A 12,030-nucleotide genomic window follows, 5' to 3' on the forward strand; every position below is an offset into this window, starting at 1 on the left:
TTTTCAAATCACTTAACCAGTCACTGCATCGCTTGGGGTTGAATTAGTACGATTTCGTATTATTTAGTTCGATATCGTACTATTGGAGACTCAAGATGCCAAATCGAAGACGTTTTCTTAAGGTTCTGGGCGGAGGCACAATTCTGGCGGCAACGGGCGCGGTTGGGTTCCTCGCGACACGCACGCCGCATGACGCGTTGGCTCCGTGGACGCCAATACCTTATGACGACCCACGCAAAGCCGCGTTGTCCTACGCAATTCTCGCCCCCAATCCGCACAACTTGCAACCTTGGCTGGTCGAGTTGGTTGGGCAAGACACGGTGCGCATCCACCGTGATCCTGATCGCGAGCTTCCGGAAACCGATCCTTACCACCGCCAGCTCTTTATTGGCCTCGGCGCATTTGTTGAGACTATGATCCTGGCGGCAGGAGCACAGGGATTTGATACCAAGGTCAAACTACTGCCAAATGGAGATGACGGACCTATCGCAGAAGCAGTGTTTGTTCCCGGCGGAGCGCCCGATCCACTCTCAGATCAAATCCTCAACCGACATTCCAACAAAGAACCGTACACTGAACAGCGCCTCTCAGCCGACCAAGTGTCTACGCTTGGCAACTATGCAACCATGATTACCGATGAAGATCTGGTGGCGAGTGTTCGAGACCTCACGAAACGCGCTTTCGAAATCGAAATGCGAACACCGCAGACCCTGAAAGAATCCGTAGACCTCATGCGGATCGGGAAAGCAGAAATCAACGCCAATCCGGACGGGATTGAATTGCGCGATCCCATGCTGGAAACGCTGCGACTTACCGGCCTATTGGACAATGAAACCCTTATGAATGTTGACCACCCAGGCACTCAGTCTCACATGCGAGGCTACTTCGCTATGCTAGACGCGACGCCGCAATACGCAGTCCTCACGACAGCTACAAATACGCGAAGTGATCAACTCGAAGCCGGACGTCAATTGATGCGTTTCTACCTGAAAACAACCGAAATGGGTCTGGGCGTGCATCCGGTCAGTCAGGCCCTTCAGGAATATCCTGAGATGGCCGATGAATACGCTCTGGCGCATGAGCTTCTTGCGCCACCGGGCCACACGGTGCAAATGTTGCTGCGTTTGGGGTATGGGCCTGAACCAATTGCCACACCCCGCTGGCCACTGGAGACACGAATTCTGAATGAAGCCTGAAGAAGAGACCAACGAAGTTTACCGGTTCTTCACCGAGGTCGGGATCATCAACCAGCTGATCTCGACCAAGCTTGAGGAGTTCTTACCTGGCAGAATGACCGCAACCCAATTTGGCATATTGGGCCACCTGGTCCGGCGCCCCGAGGGGGAAACGCCACTACAGCTATCGAACGCTTTTCAAGTGCCCAAGACGTCGATGACGCACATGCTCGCGAGCCTTGAAAATCATGCTCTGATTACCCTTGAAACCAACCCCAATGACAAGCGTTCGAAAATAGCCCGGTCCACGTCGCAAGGAGCGGAGTTTTTGAAAGCTTGTACCGAGCGGATGTCGGAATCCCTGGATCCAGTTTTGTCCGAACTCGGGTCAGGTCCGTTTCACAATTCGCTGCCGAATCTAACGCTCATACGCGAAGCTTTGGACAGCGAACGGGACTAGGCAAAAACCGGTTTTAGCCAGAATACAAAGCCAAATTCTCAGAACATCATACAATCTCCGCCCGGGGGAAGCGGCGGTGATCCTTCAGGTAAGGTGGGCGTGTAGTCAAATGTCACAATCTTCGCGCCGCCGTCGAATGCTACAAACAGTTGGTTAGATCCCGGCCTAATGGCGATGCCTTCAGGGTCAGTTCCGAATTCCAAAAGGCTTTTCTGGGCGAGCAATTGGCCATCTGCCGTGAACTCATACAAGCTGTTTGACCCTTCCCAGTCATCAACAATCAACATGTGACCTGTGCGTGGGTCAATGGCGATGCCCTGCGCCTCGCTCAAGGGAGGAGAGAGCTTCATGGTATCCAACCTCGCCGTCAAAGCACCCTCTGAAGTGAACCAGGACAACCGTTCGGGGTCATCTTCTACGGTCACGATCTGCCCCTTCGCGTTGATCGCGATCCCCTCGGTGTCTGCGAATCCGCCGTCCAGTTTGAAAGGCGCTCCGAGTGGCTCTCCATCTTTGGTGACACGTTGAAGACTGCCGAGACCATCGCCCAGCAACAAGTGATCCCCTTCAATAGCAATTGCTTTGATACGGAAGAGATCGCTGGATATGCGGCGCAACTCATCACCTTGCAATGTAACGAGAATGGCATCGGGCCCCTCGTTCGCAATCCACAACCCACAAAACGTCGGATCGTAGTCAAGACTTGCGGGTTGATTGAGCTCATACCGCCCTGTTTCGCGAAGCTGCAATGCCGTGGCCGGGGTCGACACAGCAAAAAACAACAAGGCGGTGGTCCTCACAAACACTCAGGATGCTCCTAACTGAGTTAAAAAGGTGGGGCGTTGTCGTGACGGGTCAATACAAAGAACGATTGGTCTCCTAACAACAGAGGCCATCACATTGCCTCAACAGAGGAACGGAGAACGCCAAGAATCGGCCCAAGGTTGCGTGAGTTTGAAATATCCATCGACACAAACCAAGGCGATGAACTGGTGCAGTTTCTTGCATCGCAGCGGGACAGGAGGTTCCCTACCACGCAGTACTTATAGACGAGTCTGTCGCGTCACCACTTTCGGCATCGAGTGCTGTTTGGCTTTGGTGCTACCAATTGCAGAATTCGATCTGCTTTAACCAAATTCACAGACAATTTGGTGTCGAACCCCGAAACGCTTATGCTTCGGCGATCAATGTGCCCCAACTGGAAAAGCCACCGTCTGTCTCACAGATGATCGTTTCCATCCCGGTTACCGCATCGTTCCCAAAATAGCATTGCGCAAACGCACCGGTGCCAACAAATGATAGGGTCAGGGCAACAAGGCCCAAAGCTGCAATCCTCTTCATGATACTCACTCCTTTACATGAGCTTCATGTGGGAGTTGTCTTTTGCTTAATGTATTTTGCTTTGATTAAGTTTTTTTAACTGAAGACTGTCTGTAGAGTCGTCTCTTCGGAACGCAGCACGCTCTGAATGTTCGCTCAGAAAAGACAGGTTCAGCATCCAAAATGAAGGAACCGCACATCCGCGTCCAGGCATTGGCACAACTCGATCTCAAGCGGTCTCAGGCAGACCTATCTGAATATCACAGCCCTCTCTTTGGAGATCTTCAATAGAAACCAATCTCACTAACATCTACGCGGGCCTCGTGATCGCGCCCGAAGGCGACAACTCCGACGGAGGTGATTTCGTCAGCAACGGGAATAGCGCGCAACATGGCACCTGAAGCCTTGAAACCTGATAGAGGCAAATAGACTTCGGTCCAGTCTTCAGAAGTCGCGAACGCGGCCTGATAGTATTGCCACGGAAGCACCGTGCCACGTGTTCTGAGGTGAACGAAATATTGCTCACCGTTCCCCCGTACCAATAACCTGACGCCTGATACACCCTCATCTGGTCGATCAGACAACTTGCGTCGGAATTGGATGAAACCGCCGTTGTTTTCCGTACTGACGATTCCGGTCAACCGCGCGAATGTAACATCACCTTCCGAAGGAAACTGCACCTGGCCTGAAGAAGCTCCTCCCATGACGGTGTCGGCTACGTAGTCCCAACGCGTCTCCGGAGACTTGGAAAAGTCTTCAGTCAGTTTTTCATCAGCCTGAGCCATTATGCATCCAATGATAACAAGACCTGAAACAAGCCCAATGAAGTCGGCAAGCATTTTGTTCCTTCTCAGTTCAGTATCGCAATGGAAAGGTTCAGCGCCGTGGCAAATGCGACCCATGCAAAGTACGGCAGGAAGGCCAGCGTAGAAACCCGATCGGAATTCCTGACCTGAACGATGAACATGACGATCACAGCCAACAACGCGACAATGACCACAAAGGCAATCCACGGCCGTTGCAGTACGAAAAAGGCTGGGGACCACAAAAAGTTCAGAACCATCTGCGCCCACCACAGCTTCATGGCGGTCGAGCTTCGGTCTGCTTCGAACTGACGCCAACCTACCATAGCGATCAAGACATATAGCACTGTCCAAACTGGCCCAAAAATCCAATTTGGTGGATTGAAAGCCGGCTTAGAAAGCTGCGCGTACCATTCGCCGGGTGCGGTCAGTGTCCCAATCAGGATGCCGCCTCCCAACATGAGCGCAAGGAATGCTATGCGGATTAACCAGTTCGACATTTTGGGATAGCTTTCAGCAGTCCTGTGTCGCCACGTTCACAAATGCTTCGGAAGAGAAGGTCGCAGTACTGGTCTCATCCGCATCGGTAAATGACACCGTGGCGCCTTCGATCTCCGACCCCGTTACGGTGATTTCGCGTTGCCCGATTGTGTCATCGACATCGATGGTAAAGGCGAGTCTGCCCCCGGCTGCGAGGGAGGCTATCTCAAGTTCAATTGTATCTTGCCCATCCACGACCGCTGGAATTTTACGCAGAGCATCCGCACCCTCAACAAATTCGAGAGGTTGGAAGACCTCTACACCCGCGCCTTTGTCGGTAACGTCGAAAATCAGACGTCCCGCAGATTTCGACAAGTCAATTTTGACTGTCGAAGCTTCTACTTCGCAAGCTCCGACGTTTGTCAGAACAAAACGGTCCTTAGGTGCGCCTTCTATAAAGTGAATTTGTACACCAGCCTGAAGGGACGTGGCTGCAAATAGTCCAACGGTGGCTGTAAGAATACTTTTCGAGAACATATTTATCTCCTAATTAAACGGTTCTTGATAGATACGCCTCGGCGGGTTTCCTGGATCAGACTTATACCCTTTGACTATCGTGGTTTAGCAGACAGCAGCTTTCGAAGTTCTATGCTCTGCAGTTAGAACGGCGAAGTCAAAACATGCCATTGTCGTTCTCGCTGTTTGCTGGAACTTCCTGAAGAACGTCCCAGTGTTCGACAACCTTGCCATCAGCATCCAGGCGAAAAATATCGATCCCTGCGTACTCGAGACCATCGGGCCAGATTTGATGGCAATGCAGAATAACGTGATCGTCTTCAGCAAAGGCACGTTTGATGTCCACGCGCTTTCCCGGGTATTCGGCGGCCATGCGCTCAAAGTAGTCAACAAAAGCTTGCTTGCCGTTGCCAACATGTGGGTTGTGCTGCGTATAGGTTTCCCCAACAAAGGTTGCGATGGCCTCGGCGGGTCGACACGCGTTGAACATCATTTCGTAGAAAGCTATGACGTTTTTCTTGTTTGTTTCGAGGTCCGGCATGCTGATCTCCAAATTGACGTTTGTACCGCCCAAAAATGTTGGTCCGAGTAATTCTTGGAAGCAACCCGGCAAGGATCTCGATCATTGATCGGCAAAGAGTTTCGAGCTTGATTTTGCGTTCCGGCAATTTCGAGGGTTAGCCCTTACTCGGTGTCTTCGAAGTCAATATGAATATGATTTCCATCAGGATCAGCCACATGGATTTGGACCATTCGGGCGCCCGGGACGTCAGTTTTGCGGTACTTGATCTGACTCGAGTTCAGTTTTTCTTCGAATGCGCTCAAGCCCGTGGCTGAGAGCGCAAAATGCTCGAGTTTGAGCTTCACTTCGGAACCGACATTTGGCGTTCCTTCGTGACCCACAAGGTGAACCACGGCATAATCACCCGCATACAACCAAGCTCCGGGAAACGGAAAATCAGGGCGGGCCCCGAGTTTCAAACCCAGGACCTCTTCGTACCAAGTAACCATCTCGGACAGCCTAGTCGTCACGATATTCACATGATCCAACCGCTCAATTCTCATCTAAAACCCCTCAAGCACGAGCTTTCCTTTGGCCTTACCGCTTTCAAGGATAGCATGCGCTTTCATTAAGTTTGCAGCATTGATTATACCAAGTGTATCGGTCGCTGTGGATCTGATCTTTCCATCATCTATCAACCCGGCGACCTGATTCAGGATTTCGCTTTGACGATTCATATCTCCAGTCCCGAAAAGCGACCGAGTGTACATGAACTCCCAATGCAATGAGATCGATTTAGGTTTGAACGGCGCGATGTCGAAGGTCTCAGGATCATCGATCAACCCAAAGCGACCTTGGGGTGTCATCACCTCTCCGGCTTGAGAGGCATAAAGCTGGGAATGGTTTGTGGAATAGATGAAATCCACGCTGTCGATACCGAGAGCCTCGAGTTGTGCGCCAAAAGGTTCCGCGTGGTTGATGACATGGTGCGCGCCTAGCTCTCGAACCCAGTCTTGTGTCTCGGGTCTGGACGCAGTGGCAATCACTGTCAAGTCAGTGAGAGCCCGCGCCAATTGAATCGTGATTGACCCGACACCACCTGCACCGCCAATAACCAGCAACGTATTGGTCCCGCCGGAAACGGCATCCCGGACTCGCAAGCGGTCGAACAGCATCTCAAAAGCAGTAAGCGTCGTGAGCGGCATCGCCGCAGCCGCTTTCGCCGGTATGGATTTTGGCGCGGCTCCGACAATACGTTCATCCACCAGATGAAACTCGGCATTGGTTCCCGGTCGGTTGATCGCCCCGGCATACCAAACTGTGTCTCCCGGACTGAAAGTCTCCACCGCTTCACCAACGGCTTCGACGATCCCTACTGCGTCCCACCCCAGAATATCAGGTGCTGGACCTACAGGAGCACGTTTTTGCCGAATTTTCGTATCGACCGGGTTCACTGACACGGCCTGCACCTTCACTAACAAGTCGCGCCCCTTGGGCGTCGATTTGTCGGCCTCGAAGTCGATTAAGGCGTCCGTCCGATCTATCGACCCTGTCTCACGGTATCCCACGGCCTTCATAACGTGCTCCTTTGTCCGGTTCTGTATCAACCGATGACTGTCATTTCATTCAACGTGAATTCTGCAACAGCGCCCTCTGTAGCTTCCAGGTAAGCCGCAAGGTGCTGAGCACCCATGTGGGTTTGCCAAAGCTCTCGGCTTTCCCAATTTTCGTAGAACACGAAATGAGCTGGGTTATCGTTGTCCTGGTGCAGGTCGTAGTTAATACAACCCTCTTCGGCTCGGGTTGTGTCGATGAGCTTGATCAGCTCACCCTTTACGAGGTCGATCTTGTCGGGGTTGGCTTTGATGTTGGCGAGGATTGTCAGCTTGGCCATTGGAATAGGTCCCTTGTGTTCTCGAGCGATGCGCAAGATTTACGCCGCAGTACTTTCGGGATAAACAGGTCAGGTTCGAACATATAATCCGGAAATTCCGTTTAATGCTTTTAGACAATCTTCGCTTGTTTCTGACCATAGCCGAGAAAGGCAGTCTTGTGGCCGCGGCGCGCGAGACAGGGTTGTCGAGCACGACAGTGTCCGAGCGGCTCGCAGCACTGGAAGGACATTACGGTGTGGTTTTGTTCAACCGCACCACCCGTTCAATTAGCCTGACCGAAGAAGGCCGGACACTAGCTGACGGAGCAAGAAGCGTCCTGAGTGAGGTTGCGGACCTGGATACACTTGTTCGGCACGGCGCCGAAACTCTGTCTGGTCCAATTCGCATAAGCGCACCGATTGACTTGGGACGGAGCATTGTTTCCGAGGTTATCGCCGAATTCACCGAAGAGAACCCTGCAGTCTCAATCGAACTTTCCCTCTCAGACGGTTATGTCGATCTTGTCGGCCAGGGTTTCGACCTCGCCGTTCGCTTCGGCAACATCACAGACAGCTCGCTCAGGTTGCGAAATCTAGGAAGCTACCAACGTTTCGTATGTGCATCCCCAAGTTACCTGGCCTCATTCGGAACGCCTGAAAAACCAGAAGATCTACTGAACCACAACTGCTTGGTCATGAGGTTTGGGGACATGATTGACAACGTTTGGGAGTTTGGGTCAGGACCAAATGCCCAGCGCGTATCGGTAAAGGGAAATCGAATAGTCAATGATGGTTCACTGATCCGCGATTGGGCGATCGCAGGCCATGGGGTCGTATTGAAGTCCGAGCTGGATGTCGGCGACGATGTTCGATCTGGCAGACTTGTTTCTGTCTTGCGCGACTTCCTCCCACCGCCGAAACCTTTGCAAATGATGTTTCCGCCGAGCCGAGCCCAACCACGTCGCATAACGGCCTTGGCCGAGCATTTGCGTCGCAAATTTGGTGTGCGTTAAAGCCGTAGGGGAAATCACTAATCTGGCAGCCGCTATGTTTGCTCAATGAATTTCAAAGTCGCGTGTACCAGCTCTGTACCAGCATCTTCTTGAATGAAATGCCCGGCTTTTGGCACAACGATATGATTTTGACCAACTGCCCCAGGGATCGACCTTTGGAACAGTTTGTCTACGCCCGCCATGACCCTGTCATCTTCTCCAAAAACAGTCAGAAACGGAGTGTTCAGGGTCTTGAGGGTTTCCCATGCGGCTCGGTTGGCTTCTGAAGCTGGATTGTCAGGCGAGTTGGGCACCAACACTGGAAACTCGCGAGCGCCTGCGAGATAGCGCGCATCCGGGAACGGTGCGTTATAGGCTGCGACCTCTTCATCTGAAATCTTGGATGTTGTGCCACCGAATACGATGCGTCCCGAATTAAATTCCGGCACGGATTGCGAGTATTCCCGCCATGAAAGAAATGCCTCACCCAAGGGCACGTCACCGGTAGGTAGGGCCGTGTTCGCCACAACCACACGAGAGAACCGCTCGGGCATACTCGCAACCAGCCGCAAGCCAATGAGTCCGCCCCAGTCTTGGCAAACCAATGTGATGCCCGTCAGGTCAACTTTCCGCAACCACTCGGACATCCAGTCTACATGGCGTTGGTAGGTGTAGTCGGATCGCTCAGTGGGCTTGTCCGACCGGCCAAACCCAATCAAATCAGGAGCCAGAACTCGATGGCCCGCATCTTTGAATAACGGAATCATGTGCCGATACAGGAAGCACCAGGTTGGCTCTCCATGCATCAACAATACCGGCGGTGCCTGCGCCGGTCCCTGGTCCAAATAGTGCAGTCGGAGAAGACCGCCCTCGGTATCATCCACATCAAGATAGTTCGGGCCAAAGTCGAAATCTGGCAATCCGTCAAACCGGTGGTCCGGTGTACGAAGGAACTTCATCGTGAACTCTCCAAAATTGCCGACAGTATTGGTCCAACAACAGTGATCGATAAAACTAAAACGGTCCAGTTCCAGTGTATACCGACTTCAGGTTTGGTTGAGTTGAACGCATTGCTTCGGTCCCTCGCGGAGGAGGCCCTTTTTGCAGACGTCTTGAATCTGCAGCAAAAAAATTGGTCTCAAAAACCTAATATTATGAGTTCATCTGTACGGATCGCCAAGGGGCGGCTCAGAAGAAAATCGCAAGTCCAGTCATCGAAACAACCAAGAAAAGGAGAGTCATGATTCCGCCCGAGCGAACGAAATCGACCACCCGGTAGCCTGCAGGGCCCATGATCAACGCGTTCACCTGGTGGGTTGGGATCAAAAATGAGTTGGACGTTGAAATTGCCACGGTGAGAGCAAATACAGCCGGGTTACCACCCGCCGATACAGCAATAGAAACTGCCAGCGGCACCAGCAAAACAGTTGCACCTACGTTGGACATAACCAGCGTGAATGCCGTCGCTAAAACGGCGATTCCTGCTTGCAACGACCAGATCGGCCACCCCTTCAAAAGGGCCAACACATGCGCTGCAATCCAATCCGCAGTGCCGGTGTTTTGAACCGCCTGCCCCAACGGGATCAGTGAAGCGAGTAGAAAAACTGTGCTCCAACTTATCGACTCGTAGGCCTCATCAATCGATAACACCCGGCTCAAAACCATGCCAACAGCGCCAACTAGCAGGCACAACGACAAGCGCAGGTCAGAAAATAGAATTAAGCTCAACGCTATTAGGAAGAAGGCGAGCGCCCATCCGACCTTGTGTGGCCGCAACTCTTCTTGGGGAAAGTCCGAGGTGACAACGACGAAATCCCTGTCTGACTTCACTCGTGTCAGACGGTCCCACTGCACATGCACCACACACGTGTCGCCGGCTTGCAAAGGAACTTGCCCGATATGCGTGGCTGAATGATCTTCGGTTTCGACGTGGCTTAATGTTTCTTCGCCACGCTGAATGGCCAACAAAGACAAACCATGCGTTTGACGGAGACGTAAATCGATCGGAGTCTGGCCAATCACTGAAGAACCGGGAGGAATAACAACCTCGGCCACTCCCGATTGCGTCGCGGCGAAATCATCCGCAAAGACATCTAGTTGGGGCAGGATCTCCAAGCCGTAAGGCTCAGCAAACTGGTGCTCAACCACCCGACGCAGGCCAAGCACTGCGAGCCGCGCCGGGGCTTCAATCTTAGTATCAGCCATCGGCGCAATGACCTTGTGGCCGCGATAAGATGTGCCCAGAATGTACATATTATGGGCGACCATCAGATCCGCGAGCGTTTGCCCAATGATGATCGAGCCTTCAGGGACACGTATCTCAAACATATCGGCCCTAAGCCCATAGGTGTTTTCGACATAGGCCTGCATGGACCGAGCCGAGCTTGCGTCTTCTCCACGCTCCCGCTGCGCTGGAAGGACCCAACGACCAAAGAGCACAAAGTAAAGAACCCCTGTCAGCACCAGCATCACACCGATAGGCGTGACTGAAAACAACCCAAATGTCTCCATTTGTTGGTCAGCTGGAAGGGATGAGTTTGCCGAAACAATCAAGTCATTCAGCAGGATAAGGGGCGACGACCCAACCAATGTGATCGTACCACCCAGAATCGCGCAAAACCCCATGGGCATCAGCAACCTACTCATCGGGATTTCCGTGCGTGCTGAGATGCGGCTCACAACAGGCAGAAAAAGCGCAGCAGCTCCGACATTCTGCATGAAGGAGCTGATGACACCAACCGTTGTTGATATAATTGGGATGATCCGGGCCTCTGTCGTGCCACCATTCTTAAGGATCAAGGCCGCAACCTTTGACATAAGTCCGGTCTTATCAAGCCCAGTCCCTATTATCATAACTGCGATTATTGACATCACAGCGTTCGAGGAAAAGCCTTCAAAGAGCCTGGAGACATCGGCAAGATTACCTAGCCCCGGTAGATAGCTCAGCGCGCCAAGCAGCACCATTACGAGAATTGCTGCGACATCGATCCGTATAATCTCGGTAACAAAAAGTAAAACAGTAAAAGCCAGTAGACTCAGTACGGCTATCATTTCGTACGTCAGTGCTGGTAATTCCATATCGTACTCCCAACCTGACGTTACCTGATTAGCAGCAAATGCGAAGGACCAACTCTGCGCCGGAGGTAAGGCCAAAAACCATCAGGCCGGCTCAAGAAGCTCGTTTTTTCGGACATCGTGTCTGCTGAAACATGGAATTCGCCAACTCAAAGAGACCCTGATGATAAACTCAAAAGCGTCTCTTAGTCACCGCAATCGGAGGGAAGGTGTCCATTCGCAGACTTGTGATAGATCCCCGCGTCCATAGTAGATATTGCCTTGCCCGCGAAAAGAGCGCGCCCAAACCGGCGCGCTCACTCTATTTGGTCTTGCCTTTCACCAAGGAGTTGAGAGTGATGCATCACTCTGCGACCAACTATGGGTAGAATTCGCAGTTTTATGTGGTGCTCGAAGTGTTTTGCGCGACCCTACACATCTGTGGGACACCGCAAACTCGCTCACGTCGCCTCTCAAAATCATTGAGAAATTTTGTGTTCAGCAGTCCAAAGAGATTCACGCCGATTGCCCAAAACAATTTGCGATTCAACCTCGCTCTTGAACTCCCAAGGAAAAAAAACAAAGTCGTTTGGCGAAATTCACAACCGAACCCATTTCTCTAATTTTTTATCTGAACAGCCTGAACATAGAAAGATGATTTTGCACATTTTTTGAAGCTTCCGGTATCCCAAATGCCTATACAGTGCCGTCATCCCGAGCGTCTGAACGCTCGAGCCCAAAAGCTACGCACCCTCAGTTTCCATGCGCACATGTAGCACCAATTAGTGTCCTGCTTAGACGGAACACGCGTTTCAAGCGAGGCATGGAAGAATGGATCTGTTTGGGAGAACTTCT

The 12,030-nt window shown here is 52.1% G+C and carries 14 protein-coding genes; 3 read left to right on the top strand and 11 right to left on the bottom strand.

Going from position 1 to position 12,030, the window contains the following annotated elements; genetic code table 11:
• The first annotated feature begins 95 nt into the window (after nt 1–95).
• Together ACR0B5_RS18630 and ACR0B5_RS18635 are read left to right on the top strand one after the other, a co-directional pair.
• Nucleotides 96–1,196, top strand: a complete 1,101-nt coding sequence (locus tag ACR0B5_RS18630; RefSeq protein ID WP_480542481.1) for an Acg family FMN-binding oxidoreductase — start codon at nt 96–98, stop codon at nt 1,194–1,196.
• Nucleotides 1,186–1,635: a MarR family winged helix-turn-helix transcriptional regulator gene (locus ACR0B5_RS18635; protein WP_480542482.1), complete on the top strand. Its 450-nt coding sequence runs from the start codon at nt 1,186–1,188 to the stop codon at nt 1,633–1,635. The genes ACR0B5_RS18630 and ACR0B5_RS18635 overlap by 11 nt, the downstream gene beginning before the upstream one ends.
• A gap of 38 nt (nt 1,636–1,673) precedes the next feature.
• Here ACR0B5_RS18635 and ACR0B5_RS18640 read toward each other — a convergent pair whose 3' ends face one another.
• The 9 genes from ACR0B5_RS18640 to ACR0B5_RS18680 form a co-directional block, all read right to left on the bottom strand.
• Complete coding sequence (locus tag ACR0B5_RS18640; RefSeq protein ID WP_480542484.1) at nt 1,674–2,441, bottom strand: hypothetical protein; 768 nt, start codon at nt 2,439–2,441, stop codon at nt 1,674–1,676.
• Between the two features lie 364 nt (nt 2,442–2,805).
• Complete coding sequence (locus tag ACR0B5_RS18645; RefSeq protein ID WP_480542486.1) at nt 2,806–2,976, bottom strand: hypothetical protein; 171 nt, start codon at nt 2,974–2,976, stop codon at nt 2,806–2,808.
• Nucleotides 2,977–3,239: 263 nt separating this feature from the next.
• Complete coding sequence (locus ACR0B5_RS18650) at nt 3,240–3,794, bottom strand: CIA30 family protein (RefSeq protein WP_480542488.1); 555 nt, start codon at nt 3,792–3,794, stop codon at nt 3,240–3,242.
• Between the two features lie 11 nt (nt 3,795–3,805).
• On the bottom strand, nt 3,806–4,258 hold the full coding sequence (locus ACR0B5_RS18655; protein ID WP_480542490.1) for a TspO/MBR family protein: 453 nt from the start codon (nt 4,256–4,258) through the stop codon (nt 3,806–3,808).
• Nucleotides 4,259–4,271: 13 nt separating this feature from the next.
• Nucleotides 4,272–4,775 (bottom strand): aggregation factor core, encoded by a 504-nt coding sequence (locus tag ACR0B5_RS18660; RefSeq protein ID WP_480542492.1) that lies wholly within the window; start codon nt 4,773–4,775, stop codon nt 4,272–4,274.
• Between the two features lie 136 nt (nt 4,776–4,911).
• Nucleotides 4,912–5,295 (bottom strand): nuclear transport factor 2 family protein, encoded by a 384-nt coding sequence (locus tag ACR0B5_RS18665; protein ID WP_480542494.1) that lies wholly within the window; start codon nt 5,293–5,295, stop codon nt 4,912–4,914.
• A gap of 143 nt (nt 5,296–5,438) precedes the next feature.
• Entirely contained in the window at nt 5,439–5,819 is a 381-nt protein-coding gene (locus tag ACR0B5_RS18670; protein WP_480542496.1) for a VOC family protein, read from the bottom strand.
• A complete protein-coding gene (locus tag ACR0B5_RS18675) occupies nt 5,820–6,833 on the bottom strand; it encodes a zinc-binding alcohol dehydrogenase family protein (RefSeq protein ID WP_480542498.1) in 1,014 nt (337 codons plus the stop codon).
• A gap of 26 nt (nt 6,834–6,859) precedes the next feature.
• Nucleotides 6,860–7,150, bottom strand: coding sequence for a putative quinol monooxygenase (locus tag ACR0B5_RS18680; protein ID WP_170722418.1), 291 nt, complete (start codon nt 7,148–7,150; stop codon nt 6,860–6,862).
• A 104-nt stretch (nt 7,151–7,254) separates the two neighbouring features.
• Here ACR0B5_RS18680 and ACR0B5_RS18685 point away from each other — a divergent pair, with 104 nt between their 5' ends.
• Nucleotides 7,255–8,142 (top strand): LysR family transcriptional regulator, encoded by an 888-nt coding sequence (locus ACR0B5_RS18685; RefSeq protein WP_480542500.1) that lies wholly within the window; start codon nt 7,255–7,257, stop codon nt 8,140–8,142.
• Nucleotides 8,143–8,174: 32 nt separating this feature from the next.
• On the opposite strand, the gene ACR0B5_RS18690 is transcribed toward ACR0B5_RS18685, so the two are convergent.
• Complete coding sequence (locus ACR0B5_RS18690; RefSeq protein ID WP_480542502.1) at nt 8,175–9,080, bottom strand: haloalkane dehalogenase; 906 nt, start codon at nt 9,078–9,080, stop codon at nt 8,175–8,177.
• A gap of 229 nt (nt 9,081–9,309) precedes the next feature.
• Nucleotides 9,310–11,199, bottom strand: a complete 1,890-nt coding sequence (locus tag ACR0B5_RS18695) for an SLC13 family permease (RefSeq protein ID WP_480542504.1) — start codon at nt 11,197–11,199, stop codon at nt 9,310–9,312.
• Nucleotides 11,200–12,030 lie beyond the last annotated feature (831 nt).

This window comes from Ruegeria sp. AG1, assembly GCF_056541705.1.